Annotated in this window: 21 protein-coding genes; 9 read left to right on the forward strand and 12 right to left on the reverse strand. The window is 60.8% G+C overall.

The window, feature by feature from the left end; all coding sequences use genetic code 11:
- Positions 1 to 275: 275 nt before the first annotated feature.
- Positions 276 to 1,607: a tRNA uridine-5-carboxymethylaminomethyl(34) synthesis GTPase MnmE gene (mnmE, locus tag MESCI2_RS0116420; RefSeq protein ID WP_027037541.1), complete on the reverse strand. Its 1,332-nt coding sequence runs from the start codon at positions 1,605 to 1,607 to the stop codon at positions 276 to 278.
- A gap of 62 nt (positions 1,608 to 1,669) precedes the next feature.
- Between mnmE and MESCI2_RS0116425 the strand changes: the two genes are divergently transcribed.
- Complete coding sequence (locus MESCI2_RS0116425; RefSeq protein WP_027037542.1) at positions 1,670 to 3,688, forward strand: thioredoxin domain-containing protein; 2,019 nt, start codon at positions 1,670 to 1,672, stop codon at positions 3,686 to 3,688.
- 2 nt (positions 3,689 to 3,690) lie between these two features.
- On the opposite strand, the gene yddG is transcribed toward MESCI2_RS0116425, so the two are convergent.
- From yddG to hemE, 4 genes are all read right to left on the reverse strand, one after another.
- Positions 3,691 to 4,611, reverse strand: coding sequence for an aromatic amino acid exporter YddG (gene yddG, locus MESCI2_RS0116430; RefSeq protein ID WP_027037543.1), 921 nt, complete (start codon positions 4,609 to 4,611; stop codon positions 3,691 to 3,693).
- A gap of 171 nt (positions 4,612 to 4,782) precedes the next feature.
- Positions 4,783 to 6,048, reverse strand: coding sequence for a transcription termination factor Rho (gene rho, locus MESCI2_RS0116435; RefSeq protein ID WP_013528732.1), 1,266 nt, complete (start codon positions 6,046 to 6,048; stop codon positions 4,783 to 4,785).
- A 230-nt stretch (positions 6,049 to 6,278) separates the two neighbouring features.
- The gene (gene hemJ / locus MESCI2_RS0116440) at positions 6,279 to 6,815 is read right to left on the reverse strand and encodes a protoporphyrinogen oxidase HemJ (protein WP_027037544.1); all 537 of its coding nucleotides are present in this window, start codon (positions 6,813 to 6,815) and stop codon (positions 6,279 to 6,281) included.
- Entirely contained in the window at positions 6,815 to 7,846 is a 1,032-nt protein-coding gene (hemE, locus tag MESCI2_RS0116445) for a uroporphyrinogen decarboxylase (protein WP_027037545.1), read from the reverse strand. The genes hemJ and hemE overlap by 1 nt, the downstream gene beginning before the upstream one ends.
- Positions 7,847 to 8,250: 404 nt before the next feature.
- Between hemE and MESCI2_RS0116450 the strand changes: the two genes are divergently transcribed.
- The 5 genes from MESCI2_RS0116450 (at position 8,251) to dnaQ (ending at position 12,269) form a co-directional block, all read left to right on the forward strand.
- Complete coding sequence (locus tag MESCI2_RS0116450; RefSeq protein ID WP_027037546.1) at positions 8,251 to 9,072, forward strand: pyruvate, water dikinase regulatory protein; 822 nt, start codon at positions 8,251 to 8,253, stop codon at positions 9,070 to 9,072.
- A gap of 169 nt (positions 9,073 to 9,241) precedes the next feature.
- The gene (locus MESCI2_RS0116455; RefSeq protein ID WP_027037547.1) at positions 9,242 to 9,841 is read left to right on the forward strand and encodes a Maf-like protein; all 600 of its coding nucleotides are present in this window, start codon (positions 9,242 to 9,244) and stop codon (positions 9,839 to 9,841) included.
- A complete protein-coding gene (locus MESCI2_RS0116460; RefSeq protein WP_027037548.1) occupies positions 9,834 to 10,676 on the forward strand; it encodes a shikimate dehydrogenase in 843 nt (280 codons plus the stop codon). The genes MESCI2_RS0116455 and MESCI2_RS0116460 overlap by 8 nt, the downstream gene beginning before the upstream one ends.
- The gene (coaE, locus tag MESCI2_RS0116465; protein WP_027037549.1) at positions 10,673 to 11,272 is read left to right on the forward strand and encodes a dephospho-CoA kinase; all 600 of its coding nucleotides are present in this window, start codon (positions 10,673 to 10,675) and stop codon (positions 11,270 to 11,272) included. The genes MESCI2_RS0116460 and coaE overlap by 4 nt, the downstream gene beginning before the upstream one ends.
- A gap of 295 nt (positions 11,273 to 11,567) precedes the next feature.
- On the forward strand, positions 11,568 to 12,269 hold the full coding sequence (gene dnaQ / locus MESCI2_RS0116470; protein ID WP_027037550.1) for a DNA polymerase III subunit epsilon: 702 nt from the start codon (positions 11,568 to 11,570) through the stop codon (positions 12,267 to 12,269).
- Positions 12,270 to 12,415: 146 nt separating this feature from the next.
- On the opposite strand, the gene msrA is transcribed toward dnaQ, so the two are convergent.
- From msrA to MESCI2_RS0116495, 5 genes are all read right to left on the reverse strand, one after another.
- Positions 12,416 to 13,153, reverse strand: coding sequence for a peptide-methionine (S)-S-oxide reductase MsrA (gene msrA / locus MESCI2_RS0116475; protein WP_027037551.1), 738 nt, complete (start codon positions 13,151 to 13,153; stop codon positions 12,416 to 12,418).
- A 142-nt stretch (positions 13,154 to 13,295) separates the two neighbouring features.
- Complete coding sequence (locus tag MESCI2_RS0116480) at positions 13,296 to 13,574, reverse strand: hypothetical protein (protein ID WP_027037552.1); 279 nt, start codon at positions 13,572 to 13,574, stop codon at positions 13,296 to 13,298.
- A gap of 102 nt (positions 13,575 to 13,676) precedes the next feature.
- Entirely contained in the window at positions 13,677 to 14,375 is a 699-nt protein-coding gene (locus MESCI2_RS0116485; protein ID WP_027037553.1) for a DUF1223 domain-containing protein, read from the reverse strand.
- A 272-nt stretch (positions 14,376 to 14,647) separates the two neighbouring features.
- Positions 14,648 to 15,019 carry an endonuclease domain-containing protein gene (locus MESCI2_RS0116490; RefSeq protein ID WP_027037554.1) on the reverse strand — a complete coding sequence of 124 codons (372 nt, stop codon included), beginning with the start codon at positions 15,017 to 15,019 and terminating at the stop codon, positions 14,648 to 14,650.
- 108 nt (positions 15,020 to 15,127) lie between these two features.
- The gene (locus tag MESCI2_RS0116495) at positions 15,128 to 16,180 is read right to left on the reverse strand and encodes a TadE/TadG family type IV pilus assembly protein (RefSeq protein WP_027037555.1); all 1,053 of its coding nucleotides are present in this window, start codon (positions 16,178 to 16,180) and stop codon (positions 15,128 to 15,130) included.
- A 281-nt stretch (positions 16,181 to 16,461) separates the two neighbouring features.
- Between MESCI2_RS0116495 and lepA the strand changes: the two genes are divergently transcribed.
- Complete coding sequence (gene lepA, locus MESCI2_RS0116500; RefSeq protein ID WP_027037556.1) at positions 16,462 to 18,267, forward strand: translation elongation factor 4; 1,806 nt, start codon at positions 16,462 to 16,464, stop codon at positions 18,265 to 18,267.
- Between the two features lie 470 nt (positions 18,268 to 18,737).
- Complete coding sequence (locus MESCI2_RS0116505) at positions 18,738 to 20,369, forward strand: reverse transcriptase domain-containing protein (RefSeq protein WP_081738758.1); 1,632 nt, start codon at positions 18,738 to 18,740, stop codon at positions 20,367 to 20,369.
- Positions 20,370 to 20,423: 54 nt separating this feature from the next.
- On the opposite strand, the gene MESCI2_RS0116510 is transcribed toward MESCI2_RS0116505, so the two are convergent.
- Together MESCI2_RS0116510 and MESCI2_RS1000000136930 are read right to left on the reverse strand one after the other, a co-directional pair.
- Positions 20,424 to 20,798 (reverse strand): hypothetical protein, encoded by a 375-nt coding sequence (locus MESCI2_RS0116510; protein ID WP_027037558.1) that lies wholly within the window; start codon positions 20,796 to 20,798, stop codon positions 20,424 to 20,426.
- A complete protein-coding gene (locus MESCI2_RS1000000136930; protein WP_081738759.1) occupies positions 20,788 to 21,285 on the reverse strand; it encodes an ImmA/IrrE family metallo-endopeptidase in 498 nt (165 codons plus the stop codon). Before MESCI2_RS1000000136930 ends, MESCI2_RS0116510 begins: the two co-directional genes overlap by 11 nt.
- Positions 21,286 to 21,805: 520 nt before the next feature.
- On the opposite strand from MESCI2_RS1000000136930, the gene MESCI2_RS01000000134745 reads away from it, so the two are divergent.
- Positions 21,806 to 21,994: transposase (locus MESCI2_RS01000000134745; RefSeq protein ID WP_032900836.1), on the forward strand; the 189-nt coding region annotated here is incomplete at its 3' end.

Here is a 21,994-nt window from a genome sequence, read left to right on the forward strand (position 1 = left end):
GAGTTTCACGTGAGTCGGTGCCGCCGACCGGGGCAATCACATCAGGTCAGCGCCGCCCCTCACCTGCCTGCCGGCATCCTCTCCCTGTATAGTGACGGGGAGAGGGGCGATGCTGTCGTCGCTTCGCCTATCTCCATCGTTGGAGGCAAGGCGCCCACGATTGGGCAGCGTCTTTCTCCCCGTCACTATACGAGGGAGAAGTGCCCGGGCAATGAGGGGCGGTGCTGACACCCGCAATTGTGTTTCACGTGAGTCACGCCCGTGTTTCACGTGAGTCATTTCCCGATGCAGAATTGCGAGAAAATCACGTCGAGCATGTCCTCGACATCGATGGCGCCGACGATTCGGCCCAGGCGATCTGCTGCAAGCCGCAACTCCTCGGCGCGCAACTCCTGCCCGGCAGTCCGGCCGTCGGTCGCGCGAAGCAGATGGCTACTCGCAGCGCCAAGCAATTCGACATGGCGCAGGCGCGACGGCAGGACATCGCCGACGCTGCCGGCCGCCTCCGCCGCCTGCCGGCCAATTTCCGCCAGCAGTTCCTCTACGCCCGTCCCGTTCTTCACTGAAATGACAAGGTCATAGTCTTCAGCTGCGTCGCTTGCTGCGCGATCTTCCAGCAGATCGAGCTTGGTGCCGACGCGCAAGGTCGGCGCCACGGTCGGCAGCTCGCCGACATCTTTTGGGTTCGCGATATCCTGCAGCAACAGCAAGAGATCGGCGCCATGCGCCTTGGCCCTCGCCTTCTCGATGCCGATCGCCTCGACCTTCCCCGGCGCATCGCGCAGCCCGGCCGTATCCGTAAGCCGGACCCGCAGATCCTGGAGATCAAGTGTCACTTCAAGCAGGTCGCGGGTCGTGCCTGGTTCATCCGTTACTATAGCGGCATCCCGCCGCGCCAGGGCGTTGAACAGACTCGACTTACCGGCGTTGGGCGCGCCAAGGATGACGACCTCGAAGCCGTCGCGAATGATCTCGGCGGCGCGAAACCCGGCAATGTGGCGGTCGATCTCGCCGATCATTGTCCCGACATCGGACCAAACCGTATCCGAAACGGAACCGGGAACATCGTCCTCATCGGCGAAATCGATCTCCGCCTCGATCATCGCCCGGGCATGGATCAGCCTGCGGCGCCAGCCGAGGTAGAGTTCGCTCTGGACGCCTTCGGCATTTTGGACCGCAAAGCGCCGCTGCGCCTCGGTCTCGGCATTGACGAGATCGGCCAGCGCCTCGGTCTCGACCAGGTCGACCTTGCCGTTGAGAAAGGCGCGGCGCGTGAATTCACCCGGTTCCGCGTGCCTCACGCCGTCAAAGCCAGCGATTGTCTCCAGCATTTTTGCCACAACGGCACGACCGCCATGAACATGGAATTCCGCAACGTCTTCGCCGGTGAAACTGGCCGGACCGGGAAAGAAGACGACCAGGCCGGTGTCGAGCACGGCCCCGTCAGGCACTGTGAGCCTGCGCAAGACCGCGACGCGGTCCTTAACCATACCTCCGGCAATCGTTTCGACTACGAATCGAGTCTGTGGGCCGGAAATGCGGATGACGGCGACGCCGGCCGGGAGCCGGCCGCTCGACAGCGCCACGATGGAATCGCCTGAAATCATTTGCCCGCTCACCCGAACCGCCCTAGCTTCACGCCTATCTCGACCACCCGAGTTTGTTCATCGTGACGTTGCCCGCGCAAAATCTGCTTGCTGAAGAAGCCAGCCCCTATCTGCAGCAGCACAGCGGCAATCCTGTCCACTGGCGGGCCTGGTCGCCAGCCTCGCTTGACGAGGCAAAGGCGCTGGACAGGCCGATCCTGCTCTCGGTCGGCTATGCCGCCTGCCATTGGTGCCATGTCATGGCCCACGAGAGCTTTGAGAACGATGACGTTGCCGCCGTCATGAACCGTCTGTTCGTCAATATCAAGGTCGACCGCGAGGAGCGGCCGGACATCGACCAGATCTATATGGCGGCACTCTCCGCGATGGGAGAGCAGGGCGGCTGGCCGCTGACCATGTTCCTGACGCCGGACGGCAAGCCGTTCTGGGGCGGCACCTATTTTCCGCGCGAACCGCGCTACGGCCGCCCCGGTTTCATCCAGGTGATGGAGGCGGTCGACAAGGCCTGGCGCGAGAAGCGAGCGAGCCTCAACCAGAGCGCCGACGGCCTGACCACGCATGTCGAGGCCCGACTCGCCGGCTCGCATGCAAAAGCAGGACTTGATCGCGACACGCTGGCTGAGCTTGCGAAGGGCATAGACGGCATAATCGACCGCGATCTGGGCGGCCTGCGCGGCGCGCCGAAATTCCCCAATGCGCCGTTCATGCAAACGCTGTGGCTGTCCTGGCTGCGCGACGGCAATGCCGCCCATCGCGACGACGTCCTCAACAGCCTCGAACAGATGCTGAGCGGCGGCATCTACGACCATATTGGCGGCGGGCTCAGCCGTTACTCGACCGACGCCGAATGGCTGGTGCCGCATTTCGAAAAGATGCTTTACGACAACGCCCAGCTGATCCGCTTCTGCAACTGGGCCTATGCGGCAAGCGGCAATGAATTGTTCCGGGTACGAATCGAAGAGACGATCGACTGGCTGCTGCGCGAAATGCGCGTCGACGGCGGCGCTTTTGCCGCCAGTCTCGATGCCGACAGCGACGGCGAGGAAGGGCTGTTCTACACCTGGAGCCGAGACGAGGTCGAAGTCGCCCTCGGCGACGATTCCGCGCTGTTTTTCAAGCACTTCACGCTATCCAGCCCGCATGGCTGGGAAGGTAAGCCAATTGTCCATCAAACAAGGTACCAGCAGTCGCAAAGTGTGATCGATCGCGAAGAGCTCAACCCGCTGAAGGCGAAGCTTCTCACTGTGCGGGAAGAGCGGGTCAGGCCAAGCCTCGACGCAAAGGTCCTCACCGACTGGAACGGCCAGATGATCGCGGCACTTGCCGAGGCCGGGCGGGCGGTGGCGCGACCTGACTGGATCGATGCGGCGGCAAAGGCCTTCACTCATATCAGCGCTGCCAGCCGCGACGGCCGCCTGCCGCATTCGATGCTCGGCGCCAGAAAACTGTTCCCTGCTTTGTCCAGCGACTATGCCGCCATGGCCAACGCAGCGATCTCGCTGTTCGAGGCCACTGGGGATTGGAGCTATGTCGATCAAGCCGGCCAGTTCATCGGGCAACTCGACCATTGGCACGCCGATACCGAAAAGGCAGGTTATTACCTGACCGCCTCGGACAGCACCGACGTGCCGATCCGCGTCCGCGGCGATGTAGACGAGGCCATTCCCTCCGCCACCGGCCAGATCATCGAGGCACTGGTCCGGCTGGCCTCCGTCAGCGGCAATCTCGACCTGCAGGAAAGGGTCTGGCATGTTGCCGAGCACGCCGCCGGTCGCGCGGCGCACCAGGCCTATGGCCAGGCCGGCATCGTCAATGCCTGCGCGCTGGCGATCAAGCCGCTCAAACTGGTCATCGTGGATGCGCTAGACGATCCCAAGCTCGTTCCGGTTGCGAATCGAAGCCCGGACCCACGCCGCGTCGACATCATCGTGCGAATCGGTACGGATGCGAATCGACCCTTGCTGCTCGGTGGGATCCTGCCGCCAACCGATAAACCGGGCGCATGGCTATGCACCGGCCAAGTCTGCCTTCCCGCTGTGACGAATCCGAAAGACCTGGAGCGCCTTCTGCGCCGCCAATAATGTCAGGCGCCTTCCGCTTGCTTGCGCAACGCCTCACTCGAAGATGCGGCCTGGCTCGGCTTGAACAGCAAATCCTTGGCGGCGATCACCGCGCCAATGGTGATCAGCACACAGGCAAGCGCCACCGACCAGTGAAACACACCAAAGCCTGCCAGCAGAAGCACGATCACCGAAAACAGCGGTGCGGCATAGGACAGCGCGCCGAGGATCATGATGTCACCGTGCTTGCAGCCAAAATCCCAGGCATAGAAGCCGGCTCCGAGAGGGATCGTGCCCAGAACGACGATAGCCGTCCACTGCATCGGCGTCTGCGGCCAGACCGTGGTCTCGAGCATCAGGTGCAGCGAGAAAGCGACAGCCGCCGTGATGAAGCAATAGCCGGCCACGACATCGGTCGGCACCTGGCCGAAGCGGCGTGACAGGACGGAATAGCCAGCCCAGATGAAGGCGCAGAACAGCGCGATGACATGGCCCTTCATCACCCCGTTGGCGAGGCCCACATTGCCGCCCTTGGTGATCACGACAATGGCGCCGGCAAGCCCTAGAACGACGCCGGCGATGTGGTGAACCCGGAGCCTTTCACCGGGCAGGAAGGCGGCAAAGACGACGATCAGCAACGGCCAGAGATAGGCGATCAGGCTGACCTCGACCGGCGGCGCCGACTGGATCGCGAAAAAATAGGCGCAGTGGTAGACGCACAGTCCCGCCGTGCCGATTGCCCATACCGGCCATGGCTGCCGCAGCGACCGGATCGCGCCTGGGCGGACGATCCAGCTGCCGGCGCCGACCAGCCCTCCGAGCAGGAAGGTCATGGCTGCCAGCTGAAACGGCGGGATCGAGCCTGCGGCGGTCGACAGCAGTGCCAGGAACGACCAGGTCAGTATGGCCGAAAAGCCGATCAGGGTCGGGATTGTCTTCTTCACGCCGCTGCTTCCAGTTTGCAGACACGAGCTTTGCACAAAGGGAAAATCGTCTGCCGCCACATACAGCCGCGCGATATCGGGAAAGCGACCTGCCGCGGACAAAGAAAAACCCCATCCCGGTTTCCCGGAATGGGGCTTCGATACATAGACCGGAAAGTTTCGGCCCGACTGTTACGTGTTCATCGAATCGAAGAAATCGGCGTTGGTCTTGGTCTGCTTCAGCTTGTCGATCAGGAACTCGATCGCATCGGTGGTCCCCATCGGCGCCAGGATGCGGCGCAGCACGAAGATCTTCTGCAGATCCTGCTTGGAAACCAGCAGGTCTTCCTTGCGGGTGCCGGACTTCAGGATGTCCATGGCCGGATAGATGCGCTTGTCGGCCACCTTGCGGTCGAGCTGGATTTCGCAGTTGCCGGTGCCCTTGAACTCTTCGAAGATGACTTCGTCCATGCGGCTGCCGGTATCGATCAGCGCGGTGGCGATGATGGTCAGCGAGCCGCCTTCCTCGATGTTGCGGGCGGCGCCGAAGAAGCGCTTCGGCCGCTGCAGGGCGTTGGCGTCGACACCGCCGGTCAGCACCTTGCCGGATGACGGCACGACGGTGTTGTAGGCGCGGCCGAGACGGGTGATCGAATCGAGCAGGATGACGACGTCGCGGCCATGTTCGACCAGGCGCTTGGCCTTCTCGATGACCATTTCGGCGACCTGCACGTGGCGCACTGCCGGCTCGTCGAAGGTCGAGGAGATCACCTCGCCCTTCACCGAGCGCTGCATGTCGGTCACTTCTTCCGGCCGCTCGTCGATCAGAAGCACGATCAGATAGCATTCCGGATGGTTGGCGGTGATCGAGTGGGCGATGTTCTGCATCAGAACCGTCTTGCCGGTACGCGGCTGCGCGTTGATCAAGGCGCGCTGTCCCTTGCCGATCGGCGCGACCAGGTCGATCACGCGGGCCGAGATGTCCTTGGTGGTCACATTCTCGATTTCCATCTTCAGCCGCTTGGTCGGATAGAGCGGTGTCAGATTGTCGAAGTGGATCTTGTGACGGATCTTCTCGGGATCGTCGAAATTGATGGTGTTGACCTTGAGCAGCGCGAAATAGCGCTCGCCCTCTTTCGGGCTGCGGATCGGCCCTTCGACCGTATCGCCGGTCTTCAGCGAAAAGCGCCGGATCTGCGACGGCGAAATATAGATGTCGTCGGGGCCTGGCAGATAGTTGGCGTTGGCGGAGCGCAGGAAGCCGAAACCGTCCTGCAGCACCTCGACCACGCCATCACCGATGATCTCGATCTCCTGGGCGGCCAGCTTCTTCAGGATCGCAAACATCAGTTCCTGCTTGCGCATGACGCTGGCGTTTTCGACCTCGAGCGATTCGGCATAAGCGATCAGCTCTGGCGGTTTCTTGTTCTTGAACTCAGCGAGTTTCATTTCTTGCATAGACGGACCTTGAATAGATGGAGTCTGGGTAGGCTTTGGGAAAATATCGGCGGGATGCGACAAATGCCGGGCGCGGCCGAAAACAACGAGGGGCGGCGCATGACGGGAAGGAAGACCCGTCTTTTATCGTCGGTCGGGTGAAAGAGCAAGCTGCGTTTTGCGTGACCTATGAAGGCTTAAAACGCATCAACGCCAGTCATCGTCTCCTGGCCGTTTTTGAGCGGCATGCGTCAGAACGGCTTGACCACCACCAGGATGACGATTGCGATCATCAGCAATGTGGGGATCTCGTTGACGATCCGCCAGTGCCTGGCCGGTTTTTCGTTGCGGTCCTCGGCGAATTTGCGCACCGCGCCGGCCAGATAGCCGTGAACGGCCGACAGCAAAAGCACCGCACCGATCTTGGCGTGCAACCAGCCGCCCTGGAAACCGAAACCCTTCCAGGCAAGCCACAGGCCGAACACCCAGGTGACGATCATCGCCGGGTTGATGATGCCGCGCAGCAGGCGCCGCTCCATCACCTTGAAGGTCTCCGACTGCACCGAGCCCTTCTCGGCATCGGCGTGATAGACCAGCAGCCGCGGCAGATAGAGCATGCCGGCCATCCATGAGATGACGGCGAGGATATGGATCGCCTTTGCCCAGGGATAGAAACTGTCGGGTGCGGCGAAATACAAAAGCGCGGTGAGAACGACCAGGACACCCAGGCCGATCGTCATGCGCATCATCGCCTGGCCGGTGCTGTTCGTGTTGTTCATCTGAGCCATCAGCGTGTCGCGCTCCGCACCTGTTTCACCATCGCCTCGACATGGGCGATCGGCGTCTCCGGCGTGATGCCATGACCGAGATTGAAGATCAGCGGCCCGTCTCCCAGCGCTTTCAGGATCGCTTCGACACCGTCGGATAGCGCCTTGCCGCCAGCCACGAGGCGCAAGGGATCGAGATTGCCCTGGACCGCACCCGAGCGCTGCAATTCCTTCGCCGCGATCAGGGGCACCGTCCAGTCGATCCCCAGCGCCGTTACGCCGGTCTTTTGTCGATAGGTCCGGTAGCGCGAACCGGCGCCCTTGGGAAAACCGATGATCGGAACATCGGGATGAACCGCCCGCACCCGGCCAACAATCTCGGCCATTGGCTGAACGCAGAACAGGTCGAAACTCTCATCGTCCAGCACGCCGGACCAGGAATCGAATATCTGCACCACATCCGCGCCCGCCTCGATCTGGCGGATGAGATAGGCGGCCGAATGTTCGGCAAGCACCTTCAGCAATCGCTGAAAGGCCACCGGCTCGCGATAGGCAAACAGCCGCGCCGGCGCCTGGTCGGGCGTGCCATGGCCGGCGATCATGTAGGTCGCCACCGTCCACGGCGCGCCGCAGAAGCCGATAAGGGTTGTCTCTTCGGGGAGTTTGGTCCGCAACCGGCGAACCGTCTCGTAGACCGGTTCGAGATTCACGTGAAACACCTCGCCTTCCAGAGCCAAAATCTCCGGCGCGGTGATCGGCGTCAGCAGCGGCCCTCTGCCCTCTTCGAAGCGGACGTCACGGCCAAGCGCATGCGGAACGACAAGGATATCGGAAAACAGGATCGAGGCATCGAAGCCGAAGCGCTCGATCGGCTGCAAGGTCACTTCGACCGCAAGGTCTGGATCGTAGCAGAGGTCCAGGAACGAGCCCGCGCGTCTGCGTGTCTCCCGATACTCCGGCAGATAGCGTCCGGCCTGACGCATCATCCAGAGCGGAGGCGGAAAATGGGCCTTGCCCCTGAGGATATCCAGCATGATCCGGTTCTGGGGCATCGAGCGCTCGCTTCTCACAGCCTCTTCTATATCAAAGATTCTTATATCTAAGGTTCTTCTGATTCTAAGAGTCTGTTGGTTCTGGTGGTTGCCACCTGTCCCGCTTTGCCCCGGAAAACACCAGCCAACATATTGTCGCGTGCTTCTTTTTCCCAGATGTAGGGTTCTGGGGATAGATCGGAATCGATCAAGCGAGTCAAAGTGTTAGGCACAGTGGTGAAAAGCAGGTCCTGTGGACGGACCGCAGTCGAAAAAAGCCGTCCCCAAACTTGTCCCCAGTCGCCCGACGAAGCTGACAGCGCATCGAATTGTGGACAAACTGCCATCTGATACAGTCGCCTCCGACAGGCCCGTCTTTTCATCCCGCTTTATCCACAGAAGCCCACAGCCCCAGGTGACCCCCTGTGAACAAACCCCAGAGCTTCTTCCACCTGCACCTGATTTCCGACGCGACCGGCGAAACGCTGCTCGCCGCCGGCCGGGCAGCTTCGGCGCAGTACAAGGACGCGCGCGCCATCGAGCATATCTATCCGCTGATCCGCACCGAAAAGCAGGTGGCGAAGGTGTTCGAGGACATCGAGGAGGAACCGGGCATCATCCTCTATACGGTCGTCGACCAGAAGCTGGCGCGCGGCATCGACGAGCGCTGCGCGGCCATGGGCCTGCCCTGTGTGTCGGTGCTGGAGCCGGTGCTGACCGTTTTCCAGTCCTATCTCGGCACCCCGGCCGGCCGCCGCGTCGGTGCCCAGCATGTTCTCGACGCCGAATATTTCCGCCGCATCGATGCGCTCAATTTCACCATGGACCATGATGACGGCCAGTTGCCGCTCAACATGGACGATGCCGATGTCGTGCTGATCGGCATCTCGCGCACGTCGAAGACGCCGACCAGCATCTATCTCGCCAACCGCGGCATCAAGACCGCCAACATCCCGATCGTGCTTGGCGTGCCGGTGCCGGAAAGCCTGGTTGCCGCCAGCAAGCCGCTGATCGTCGGGCTGATCGCCACCGCCGAGCGCATCTCGCATGTCCGGCAAAACCGCATCCTCGGCAACAGCAGTTCGTATGAGGCATCGGATTATGTCGACCGCGCGGCGATCAGCGAAGAGCTAGCCTACGCCCGCAAGATCTGCACGCGCCATGGCTGGCCGATGATCGACGTCAGCCGCCGCTCGATCGAGGAAACGGCGGCGGCGATCGTTGCCCTGCGGGGGAAGACGCGCTAGGGCGTCGATATTCAGGTGATGCCGGCCTGCAAATGGCGGTTTCCTGCGCTTCCGGTGCTCACGTACTTTAAGTACGCTCCGCTCCGGTTCTCGGAAGCCACCATTTTCGACTCGGCCTGACCTGAATCTCAACACCCTAGTCGGTGCCAGAAAACCAGGCGTACAAACCATGACCGAAAAACTCATCCTCGCTTCCGGCAGTCCGTTCCGCAAGGCGATGCTCGTCAATGCCGGCGTCGATGTCGAGGCGGTCCCCGCCGATGTCGACGAGCGCGCGCTCGAGGGGCCTTTGCAGGATAGCGGCGTCTCGCCCGAGGATGTCGCCCTGGTGCTGGCCGAGGCCAAGGCCACAGAAGTGAGCGAGCGCAGGCCGGGCGCCCTGGTGCTCGGCTGCGACCAGACGCTGTCGCTCGTCGACGAGGTGTTCCACAAGCCGGCTGACATGGAAGGTGCCCGCCGTCATCTGCTGGCGCTGTCGGGCAGGACCCACCAGCTCAACAGCGCCGCGGTGCTGGTTCGCGACGGCAAGGTCTTGTGGCGGCATGTCGGCATTGCTTCGATGACCATGCGCAAGCTCGACCCGGCCTTCGTCGGCCGCCACCTCGCCCGCGTCGGCGCCAAGGCGCTGGGAAGCGTCGGCGCCTATCAGATCGAAGGCGAAGGCATTCAATTGTTCGAGAAAATCGAAGGCGATCATTTCACCATTGTCGGCCTGCCGCTTCTGCCGCTGCTCGCCGAACTGCGTGACCTGGGAGCGATCGATGGCTGAGGCGTCGAAGAAGGCCTTCGTGTCGGGCCATCCGGTCAAGCATTCGCGCTCGCCGAAAATCCATGGCCACTGGCTGGCCAAACATGGCATTGACGGCAGCTACCAGGCCATCGATGTCGCGCCGCAGGATTTTGCCGAGTTCGTGAACACGCTGCAGGCAAACAATTACCGCGGCGGCAACATCACCATCCCGCACAAGGAAGCCGCCTTCGCTTTGGCCGAGCGCCGCGACCAGGCCGCTGAAGAGATCGGCGCCGTCAACACGCTGTGGTTCGAGGACGGCGTCCTGTGGGGCGGCAACACCGACGGTCACGGCTTTGCCGCCAACCTCGACGATCATGCGCCGGGCTGGGCAAGCAACGGTCCGGCGGTGGTGCTTGGCGCCGGCGGTGCGTCGCGCGCCGTCATCCATGCCCTGAAGCAGCGCGGCGTTGCCGATATCCGCATCGTCAACCGCACTCTGGCCCGAGCGCAGGAATTGAGGGATCGTTTCGGCGCCGGCGTGTCGGCGCATGGCATGGCGGCGACCGATGAACTGCTCGGCGATGCCCGCCTGCTGGTCAACACCACGGCACTCGGCATGCATGGCAATGAAGGCCTGTCGGCCGATCCCGCCAGGCTGCCGGACCACGCCATCGTCACCGACATCGTCTATGTGCCGCTGGAGACGCCGCTGCTCGCGGCCGCCCGTGCGCGAAATCTGAAGGCGGTCGACGGCCTCGGCATGCTGCTGCATCAGGCCGTGCCCGGCTTCGAGCGCTGGTTCGGCGTCAGGCCGCAGGTCACGGGGGAATTGCGCGCGCTTATCGTCGCCGATCTGGTGCCGAAGCCATGATCGTGCTCGGCCTCACCGGCTCGATCGGCATGGGCAAGTCGACCACGGCCAGGATGTTCGCTGACGCCGGCGTGCCGGTCCATGATTCCGACGAGGCAGTGCATCGCCTCTATGCCGGCAAGGCAGCCCCCCTGGTCGAGGCCGCCTTTCCCGGCACCACACTTGCCGGCGTGGTCGATCGTGCCAAACTTGGCGCGCGCGTCCTCGGCGATGCCGCCGCGCTGAAGCGGCTCGAGGCGATCATTCACCCATTGGTGCGCGCCGACGCCGATGCCTTCCTGGCCAAGCATTGTAACGCCAGCGAATCGATCGCGGTGCTCGACATTCCCCTGCTGTTCGAAACCGGCGGCCGCAACCGCGTCGACAAGGTTGTCGTCGTCACCGCCCCGGCCGAGACCCAGCGCGAACGCGTGCTGGCGCGGCCGGGCATGACGGAAGAAAAACTGGCATCGATCCTGGCCAAGCAGGTGCCGGACGCGGAAAAACGCCGCCAGGCCGATTTCGTCGTCGACACCGGGCGGGGATTGGACGCTGCGCGTGTTCAAGTGAACGCGATCATTGCGGAGCTAATTGGGCGCGGCGGACCGCGCCACTGACACTGGCTGCTGTCTGTCAACGTCGGCGCCGCCCCGCATCTGCCTGCCGGCATCTTCTCCCCGTATAGTGACGGGGAGAAGGACGCTGTCGCAAAGGATTTCGCCAATCTCCAAGGTTTCGGAAAGGGAGCCGAGGTTGCGGCCAGCCCCTTCTCCCCGTCACTATACGGGGAGAAGTGCCCGGCAGGGCGATGAGGGGCAGCGCAAACCTGTAGTGATTGCCTTGATCAGCTTCGTTTCCCATTGCCATTTTGTTCCGGTCTCACGATTCTGCTCCTTTGGAGCGACTGATTCGATGCGTGAGATCATCTTCGACACGGAAACCACCGGCCTCGATTCGCGCGACGACCGCGTCATCGAGCTGGGCGGCGTCGAGCTGGTCAACCGCTTCCCGACCGGCAGGACCTTCCACCACTACATCAACCCGCAAGGCCGCGCGATCCACGCCGAGGCGCAGGCGGTGCACGGCATCAGCGCGGCGGACCTCGCGGGCAAGCCGACCTTTGCCGAGATTGCGCAGGAGTGGCTGGACTTCACCGACGGCGCCAAGCTGGTCGCCCACAACGCAACCTTCGACGTCGGCTTCCTCAACGTTGAATTCGGCCGGCTGGGTCACCCGGTCATAGACAATGGTTTTGTCGTCGACACGCTGGCGCTGGCGCGCCGCAAGCACCCGATGGGCCCCAACTCGCTCGATGCGCTCTGCCGGCGCTATGGCATCGACAACACCAAGCGCACCAAGCACGGCGCCCTGCTCGATTCCGAATTGCTGGCCGAGGTCTATATCGAGCTGATCGGCGGCAAGCAGGCGGCCCTTATCCTCGACAGCGCCACCGCGCCGGCGCAAGGCGAAAATGTCCGCCAGATCGAGATCATCATCAGCCAGCGCCCGGCACCCCTGCTGCCGCGCGTCACCGAAGCCGAACGCGCCGCGCACGCCGGCATGGTCGCCACGCTTGGCGAAAAGGCGCTGTGGCTGAAGGTTGCGGCTGGCTAGCGGCAAGGTGGAGGCCGGCGCGCAGCGAGGTTGGTGGAGCCGACCCTCGAAATTGGCCGCAGAGCCCCACGCCTTCGTCATCCTATGACGAACGGACGGGGCGTCGCCGCCCTTGGCACACCCCACCCCCGCTTCTCGCACTCAACTCAATTGCTCGCCGACAGCACCAGCACCGGCTTGTCGCTATACAGCGTCGGGAACAGCGCCTTGAGGTTCGCCACTTTGGGCAGGTCGTTGTAGACGATGTAGGGATAGGTCGGGTTCAGCGTCAGGAAGTCCTGATGATAATTCTCGGCCGGATAGAAGGTCTTGCCGGTTTCCAGCGTGGTGACGATCGGCTCCGGGAACACCTTGGCCTGGTCGAGCTGGGCGATGTAGCTTTGCGCGATCTTCTTCTGTGCATCGTTTTCGGCAAAGATCGTCGAGCGGTACTGCGTGCCGGAGTCCGGACCCTGGAAATTCAGCTGGGTGGGATTGTGGGCGACCGAGAAATAGACCTGCAGCAGCTGGCCATAGGTGATCTCAGACGGATCGTAGGTGATCTCGACGGATTCGGCATGCCCGGTGCGGCCTGAGCCGACCGTCTCGTAGACGGCGGTGTCCTTGTCGCCGCCGGTGTAGCCGGAGACGGCCCTGGTGACGCCCTTGACGTGCTGGAAGACGCCTTGCACGCCCCAGAAGCAGCCGCCGGCGAAGATTGCCTTTTCAGTGCCGGTGGCCATCTTCTCATCGATTGCCGGCGGCGGGATCTTCACCGCATCCTCGGCCGAAACCGCCGGCGTCAGCCAGAAGGCGGCGCCAGCGGCGGCCAGCGCAAGGGCGGCGAGCGCGCTGCGCCAGACGTTCGACGATTGTCTGGTGACTGGTTTTTGAATGTCGGTCATGGCTTGAGCTCCTGTGACGTCCATCATGTGGAGTCTATTGGATAAGATACGACGATGCGACGGGCGAGTTGCGGCCGAAGCCTCACTTTCGCGTGCATCCGGCTTCGGACCCACGGGGCCGAAGCCGGAAACAGCACCACCTTTACTTGGCCGGAGCCATCGCATCCGTTGCGGGCTTCATGGCATCGGCGGCCGGCTTCATGGAATTGGTGGCCATCGGGTCGGCAGGCTTCATCGCATCCGTTGCAGGTTTCATGGCGTCTGCGGCAGGTTTCATCGCATCCGCTGCTGGTTTCATGGCATTTGCAGCAGGCTTCATCGCATTGGTCGCGTCGTCGGCACGGGCGATGCCACCGGCAAACAGCGCCGTCGAGCACAGAGCGAGAGCGAGTGCCGGCAGCGTCAGGCGGGAAATGGTCATGATGGTCTCCTTGGGGTTGGTCGTGAAGGCGCGCCCTCTTGGCGGCCGTGCTATGCGGCGCCGCTCCATGCGGCGTTGCGCAATCTCTTGTCGAAGCGCGATCTAGTCGGTCGCGGCAGCCAGGATCGGTCCGCCACCGGGCGACTGCACGAGCACGGCGGTGCTCAGGCCGCCGGATGCGGCGGGCAGCGGATATGTCGCGGCCGCGCCGGTCCAGCTGCCGAGTTTTTCGAGCGCATGCACGACATTGGCGTGCGGCAAGGTGCGGCCGGTGTTTTCGCCGCGCGCCACCGGCACCTCGACGACGCCCTTGGCATAGCGCACCAGCCAGACATCGGCATGGCCGCCCGGTGCGGCGCCGGCGCCGATGCTGATCTTGCGGCCATCGAGGGACAATGCCGGGCCGCTTGTCCGGCCGCTCACCGAGATCAGCTTTTCGATCTCGCCGGGTGCCGCACCGACGACATCGGCATGGCCGTTGACCACTACTTGCGGCGTGAACGGCCCGTCATGGCCGAGCGCCGGCTCATAACTGACCTGGCGCCGGGTGAATTCCTGCTTTCCGAAAATATCCTTCCAGCCGAGATAGTCCCAGTAGGTGACGTTGAACGATAGCGCCAGCACGCCGGGCTGGTCCTTGACTTTGATCAGATTGGCATTGGCCGGCGGGCAGGACGAGCAGCCCTGGCTGGTGAACAGCTCGACCACGCTGAGCGGCTGGGCCGCCGCCGCACCGAGCGACGCTGCCAGCGCAATAGCCGAGAGGCTGGACACTTTGATGAACGTGCTGGACCCTGACATCGGCTTGCTCCATGGGCGGCGGCGCCTGGAAGCACCGCAGATATCCCCACTTCGCCGCTGTCGACGCCTTCGTTACAGCGCTCACCGGTTTGTGATCTGGTCGCTGGCGGTCTTCCCTTCTCCCCCTGTGGGAGAAGGTGGATCGGCGCGCAGCGCCGAGACGGATGAGGGGTGTTCCAGCAGAGTGAGGCGTTGGCGTCCCCTGGAACACCCCTCATCCGTCGCCTTCGGCGACACCTTCTCCCACAAGGGGAGAAGGGAAGTCGGAGCCACTACCGCCAAGGCTGCAGACTCGTATCCCGTACATAGGCGATGATCGTATCGCAAACGGCGTTCATATCCTTCAGAACGTCGTCGTTCCAAAAGCGCAGAATGCGAAAGCCTTTCTCTTCCAGGTGAGTTTTGCGGACGCGGTCAGAATTCAACTCCGCATGCTGGCTGCCATCGATCTCGACGACCAAGCCTGCTTCGAAGCAGACGAAATCGGCAATGTACTTTCCAATAGGAACCTGGCGTCGAAATTTTATCCGGTCGAGCCTGCGGTCGCGCAGTTCATGCCACAGCCGGTCTTCCGCTTCCGTCATTACACGCCGGAGCGAACGGGCGAAGCTTCGTTTGGCTGGCGGGACAGGTTGATGCGGCATCGCTTAGATTAGCCAGCTAGTGCGCTCCGTCCAGCACCCCTCATCCGTCTCGGCGCTGCGCGCCGATCCACCTTCTCCCGCAAGGGGAGAAGGCAAGAAGAGCAGCTTCTACTGCGTCAGCCGCGTGTTGTTGGGCCGCTTGTTGAAGTCGCACTTGCCGGTGACGTTGTAGAAGAAGTCGGCGTTGCTGACGGGTGCCGGGACCGGGTTGCCGCCGTCCTCCCAGGCCTGGTAGCCTGTCGAGCCACAAGGCACGAGGCCAAAGATATCAACGATCTGGCCGGTCGCCATTTCGGCCAGGGGGATGTCCTTGCTTGTCGAGCTATAGAGCCGGTTGGACGTGGCCGGATCGTTCGAATAGAGGTTTTTCGGGTTGCCCGATGGCACATTCATCTGCAGATAGAGGCTGGCCATCTGGCTGACGTCGATTGACGCACCGGCGGTATTGCCGGGAGTCATTGTGTCGACACAGTAATATTTCGTGCCAGACTGGTCGGTGTTGAGCGTCACCCCGTTGGGCGGGTTTTTGCCGACCTTGCAGACCTGCGTCTGGATCACCGTGGGGACGCCCAGACTGTCGATCTTGCTGACGGTGGTGGTGCCGTAACCTTTGGGATCCGTGCCGCCGCCGTATTTGTAATCGATCGTCATCAGCGGCTTGCCCGCTGCGGCACCGAACATCGTGCCGTAGAGCGTCATTGTCTTGTTCCAGTAACCCGACACGCCGGTGACCTTGAAGGTCGCCTCCACCAGAGCCGGCGCCTTGTTCACCGCCGAATTGACGCCGATGGCCACCGTGGGGATCCTGGCGATCTGCATGAACACGGTCTTCATGGCGAAACTCGCCGAGGCCTGCGCGGTGGCGGTGCCGTTGGCGCTGACGTCGAAGCTGTTCAGCGTCGCTGCGCCCTGTCCGCCGTTTTCTCTGTAGGTATCCTGGAGCAGCACCTGGCGCTGCGGCTTCGTCGACGTGGTATCCATCGTGGTGATGGACAGGATCGCGGCGTCGAGTGCCGCCTGCTCGGTCGACCTGGTCTGGACCGCTGAGGTGTAGTCGACGGAAAAGCCGACCGCGGTGATCAGCGGTATCATGGCGAGAACAAGTATCGGTGCGAACGAGCCGCTCCGCGACTCGATAAAACTGCCTGCAAGCCCCCGCATGCCTTCGTCCTTACATGAGATATTTCCCTCCGCTAACATGCCGATCACAAATTATGCTCTAACGCACGTGGTTAAAATTTATCGATTTTTCGAGGAATCCGGGGGAAAAGGCGACGAGTGCCCGCGCCGCTTGCCCTGCAATGGCCCGCCGCTTGCCTCGACAGCCGCCTGCCCTGCTTTCCCGGCAACGGCTGTACGGCTTGCCGGGCAACGGGCCGCGCCACTTGTGCGGCGGCAGCCTGCCGCTTGCTCGGGCAAGCCACCCCTGCTAAACGCGCGCCATGAGCACGCCCCTCGACCACATCCGCAATTTCTCCATCGTCGCCCATATCGACCATGGCAAATCCACGCTTGCCGACCGGCTGATCCAGCTGACCGGCGGGCTGGAGCTGCGCGACATGAAGGAGCAGGTGCTGGACTCGATGGACATCGAGCGCGAGCGCGGCATCACCATCAAGGCGCAGACGGTGCGGCTGAAGTACCACGCCAACAATGGCGAGGACTATATCCTCAACCTGATCGACACGCCCGGACACGTCGACTTCGCCTATGAAGTGTCGCGTTCGCTGGCCGCCTGCGAGGGTTCGCTGCTGGTGGTCGACGCCTCCCAGGGCGTCGAGGCGCAGACGCTGGCCAATGTCTACCAGGCCATCGACAACAACCACGAGATCGTCGTGGTGCTGAACAAGGTCGACCTGCCGGCCGCCGAGCCCGAGCGCATCCGCGAGCAGGTCGAGGAGGTGATCGGCATCGACGCCTCCAACGCCGTGCTGATCTCGGCCAAGACCGGCCTTGGCATTCCGGATGTCCTGGAGGCCATCGTCCACCAATTGCCGCCGCCGCGCGAAGGCGACGCGTCGGCCCCGTTGAAGGCGATGCTGGTCGACAGCTGGTACGACGCCTATCTCGGCGTCATCGTGCTGGTGCGCGTCATCGACGGCGTGCTGAAAAAGGGCCAGACCATCCGCATGATGGGCACCGGCGCCAAGCACCTGGTCGAGCGCACCGGCGTGTTCACGCCGGCCCGCATCAATGTCGACGAGCTCGGCCCGGGCGAATTCGGCTTCTTCACCGGCTCGATCAAGGAAGTGGCCGACACCCGCGTCGGCGACACCATCACCGAGGACAAGCGCACCACGGCCAAGGCGCTGCCCGGCTTCAAGCCGGCGCAGCCCGTGGTGTTCTGCGGCCTGTTCCCGGTCGACGCCGCCGATTTCGAGGATCTGCGCGCCGCCGTCGGCAAATTGCGCCTCAACGACGCCAGCTTCTCCTTTGAAATGGAAACAAGTGCCGCGCTCGGCTTCGGCTATCGCTGCGGCTTCCTTGGCCTGCTGCATCTCGAAATCATCCAGGAGCGGCTGGAGCGCGAGTTCAACCTCGACCTGATCGCCACCGCGCCCAGCGTCGTCTACCGGCTGGCTCTGACCGACGGCTCGATGAAGGAATTGCACAACCCGGCCGACATGCCCGACGTGGTGAAGATCTCGGCCATCGAGGAGCCGTGGATCCGCGCCACCATTTTGACGCCCGACGATTATCTCGGCGGTATCCTGAAACTCTGCCAGGACCGGCGCGGCATCCAGGCCGACCTCTCCTATGTCGGCAAGCGCGCCATGCTGATCTACGATTTGCCGCTCAACGAAGTCGTGTTCGATTTCTACGACCGGCTGAAGTCGATCTCCAAGGGCTACGCTTCGTTCGACTATCACCTCACCGACTACAAGGAAGGCGACCTCGTCAAGATGTCGATCCTGGTCAATGAGGAGCCGGTCGACGCGCTTTCCATGCTGGTGCACCGCACGGCGGCGGAAAAGCGCGGAAGGCAGATGTGCGAGAAGCTGAAGGAGCTGATCCCGAACCATCTGTTCAAGATCCCGATCCAGGCCGCGATCGGCGGCAAGGTCATCGCGCGGGAAACCATCTCGGCGCTGCGCAAGGACGTCACCGCCAAATGCTACGGCGGCGACGTCTCGCGCAAACGCAAGCTGCTGGACAAGCAGAAAGAAGGCAAGAAGCGGATGCGGCAGTTCGGCAAGGTCGATATTCCGCAGGAGGCGTTTATTCAGGCGCTGAAGATGGGCGATTGAGCGGTTCGGCCTTCGGCCGAACGCATCGACCCGGTGGGTCGATGCGAGCGCAAGTCCGCGTGGGAGCTGCCGAAGGCAGCGGGTCCCACCCCGGGGTTGCGGCAGTGCCTGTTCAATAGCCAAGGCGAGTCAGAAGGCCCAAAAAGATCAGCAACTGGCTGAATGACTAAGCATGCTAACATTGCGGCGTGCTTCACTCACACGGTCCAGATAGCATCCGCCCTCTACACAGCGTTTTCGGGTAGTTGACACACACCGCTAGGCACAAAAATCCACCACCTTCTTAGCGCGCAATCATGTACCTTCCCTTACAATAAAAAAGCTGCAATAAACAAAGTATGCACGTGTTGTGCTAGTTGGGCCGCGAAACTTCACCTTGCAGATTGCGCCGCAAGCGCAGTCGCCACTCGCAAACGCTGTCTCCCTCGGGAGACCCTGACTTAACGCGGCCCAACCCGTAAGGGTTTCATATGGAAGATGCCATTAGACGAGCGATAGAGTTTCAAGCTAAGAAGCTTTTAAAGCGCGAAGAAAAGAAACGGTTCGCTAAGCGGAAGTACCAGAGGCGATATAAACTTAGAACAGGTATGCCGGCAACCGTAGGAGCTTATCGCTATCCGCGCGTATGGGATATCTCGCCTCATTTTGATCCGAGGTATTGTATCTCGCACTCGAAATACCTCGCCAGGGTTATTTGGCTAAAAATAAGAAATCGAAGCTATAAGCCTGCCGCAGCAGTAAGATACCAGATTGCACAAGATTCAGGTGGTTTTCGTGAGATAATGGTTTTTAGCGTTCCTGACGCTGCTGTAGCTAACTTGTTCTACAGAAAACTCAGAGACAAAAATCGGAATTTATTTTCGCCGTTTAGCTACGCTTATATGAAGGATCGCGGCCTATTTGATGCCGTCATACAACTACGGTCATACTTGGTGGGTGGAAAGAAATACGTTATTCAATTTGACTTTGCCAAATACTTTGACAGCATTGACCACAAATACATAGAGCATCTTTTCAATAGAACGAATTTTAACGTATCGGACACAGAAAAATATCTCATCCGGGAATTCCTGAAGCACCCTATTAGTGACGCAAAGGATTATGCCTTTGACTCAGCTGAAAAGCGACTGACCGGGGTCCCTCAGGGATCATCCCTTTCGTTATTTCTCGCGAATATGGCTGGCCATGAACTTGATCGACGATTGGAGTCGACGAATGGTCAATTCGTTCGATTTGCTGACGACATAGTTGCTATTACCAACAGCCATGATGACGCTCTGAACGTCCTAAAGTCGTTCGATGATCATTGCAGGTACTCTGGCATTGCTATCAACCATGAAAAATCGCCCGGCATTTCGATACTGGAATCGGCGGTTAAGTCCGAAAAGCGAACATTCTTTTTGAATGACGGCGACGGGAATGAAATAGATGAGATAGGCGACTTCGATTACATCGGTCACAAATTTCTGCCGGACAAGATAATGCTATCCACGCGCGGCATGAAAAGAACACGGAGAAGGGTCGCCAAGATAATTTACCTTCATCTACTTTACACTCTAAAGAAATTCAAGAGATTTGACCTTTCCCGCGTCAGAGGTCAGCATTTTGACTGGGACTTGGTGACTTGCGTTAACGAGGTACGCAAATTCATCTATGGCGGCCTCAAACAGTCGGAGATCATGAGTTTCGTCAGCGGTGACGGGCGACTGGGCAAGATGCGAGGCTTCATTGGGTTCTGCCCGCTAATGGATTCCATAGAACAATTTCGAGAGCTAGACGGATGGCTTCTCGACGTGATCCGGAGAGCCTTAACCGAGCGCTACCGCCTCATACACAACATGAGAAAGGCGAAAGCCAAAGCGAAAGGAACCAAGCTTAAAATACTCCGCAAGAGCGTCCCATCAAAGAAAGCTTTAATCGCCGGGAGTTGGTACAATGGACCAGCCAAGCTTACGCTGGAGCTTGGCGCGCCTAGCTTTGTGCTGGCATGGCGCGCGGCCAGGAAGAAGTATAAGCAGTACGGACTAGATGACTTCGAAGATCCAAAATACTATTCACATGCCTCGTCTTTTCCATCAATCAGTGGGCTATACGAGACATGAAGCCGTGGATTCGATGAATGGCTTGGCACTCGTCGTTGAGCAGTGGTGGCCAGATCACTTGGAGCCACGCCCAAAAATAAAAGTCAGAGACGCCACCGCGAATGCAACAAGGCGCTCTGTCTGTTTTGACCAGAAATCAACGAAGGCAGCGTCGTGAATGGACGCGGCCATGGTCAAGCAATAACCAGCTCCAAACAGGCCGATCAATGCAGCTATGGATGCGATATAGGTCGGTGCAGATTTTTCTCCACCAAAGGCGCGCCCGAAAAATCCTAGGTCCTGCTTGCGTAGAGCCTCGACATGCCGGTTATTCTCCTGCGTAAGCTTCAACTGGTAATCGTGTGCCGTCGAGATTGCGTCCGCAAGTTCAGGATCATCCTGGCTTTCAGTCTTGATGGCTTTTTTCGCGGCAGATCGTTCAGACACCATATTCGAGCGACAATCTAAATTTGATCATCGGAACTGATACCGCAAATAGCTTTGAGAGGCCTTCGACCGAAATGGTTTTCCAGTACCTATCCAACATTGCGCGCGGGACAAGGAGGTTCCCGGCAAAGGCGTTTGCCTCTTTTTCATGAGGTTCATTGCCGGAATAATCGGAATCTCGCATCAGCACCTTATAGTCGGCGGATCTGGCCCATTCAGCATGTAGCACCTTGTGGCCTAGTTCGTGCGCCACGGTAAAGGTCTGTCTGAGCGGAAACTCCTCACTATTCACGTAGATGGCATTGTCCTCGCAGTCGTAGAATCCAGAAATAGATTTGTGGCCATCGGCGAATTCCACAAATGATACCGTAACACCCAGATGACGCGCTATGTCCACCGGATTAACCGGCGGCTCTATGATCGAAAATTCTTCGTGGATACGTCGAACTTCTCGCTTAACACGGGCATAGTCGGGGGCGGTGAGGATCATAGACAATGGCACTCCAATTTGGCCAAAGTGGATCTGGCGCTATTCATATAGGGATTCGTGGGGATTAGCTATGTGTGGCCCTTGACAATTAATCCGGGTGGAGTCCGAAGGACGACTCGTCCACAGAATTGTCATAGCTATTCGCGCCATTCCCCTGCAGCTGGTGGTGAGCGGGACGGTTTCCCCTGCTATCAACGGGATCGAGTCAGTATATGGCTTCATCCTACTGATTCCTGGCATCTGACATTGACGGCAGAAAACGAGTCGCCTTTAGTTTCCGATAGATCAGCAAATGCTGATTCTCGATACGACAAAGCCGGGGCGGCAACCCCGGCTCCGTGTCGAAAACCGCAAAACCTTTGGTCGGGTTGCGGCAGATCGGCGACACATAGGCAAAATGCCTACCGTTCGATTCGCTGTCAACCCGGCCAAAGGTTCCGTATGCATACGACGAAGGCCGCCTACTGACGCGTACCTTGAGGCGTTAGTGTCCGCTTAGATTTAAGTGGACGCTTGGCGAATGAAGTATCTGGCTATGGAGCAGCCGTCGACGTTGGAAGCGAGCACGGCCGCGGCTGTGCCGCAGCCGCCGGATGCGGGCCGACAGCGGACGCGCCGCTCCTGGACGGTCGAGCAGAAGCTGGCGATTGTGCGTGAGGTGCAGGAGTCCGGTGATCCGGTGTCGGTTGTGGCGCGACGTCACGACATG

This window comes from Mesorhizobium ciceri WSM4083 (assembly GCF_000519305.1).
GTDB classification, from domain to species: domain Bacteria; phylum Pseudomonadota; class Alphaproteobacteria; order Rhizobiales; family Rhizobiaceae; genus Mesorhizobium; species Mesorhizobium ciceri_B.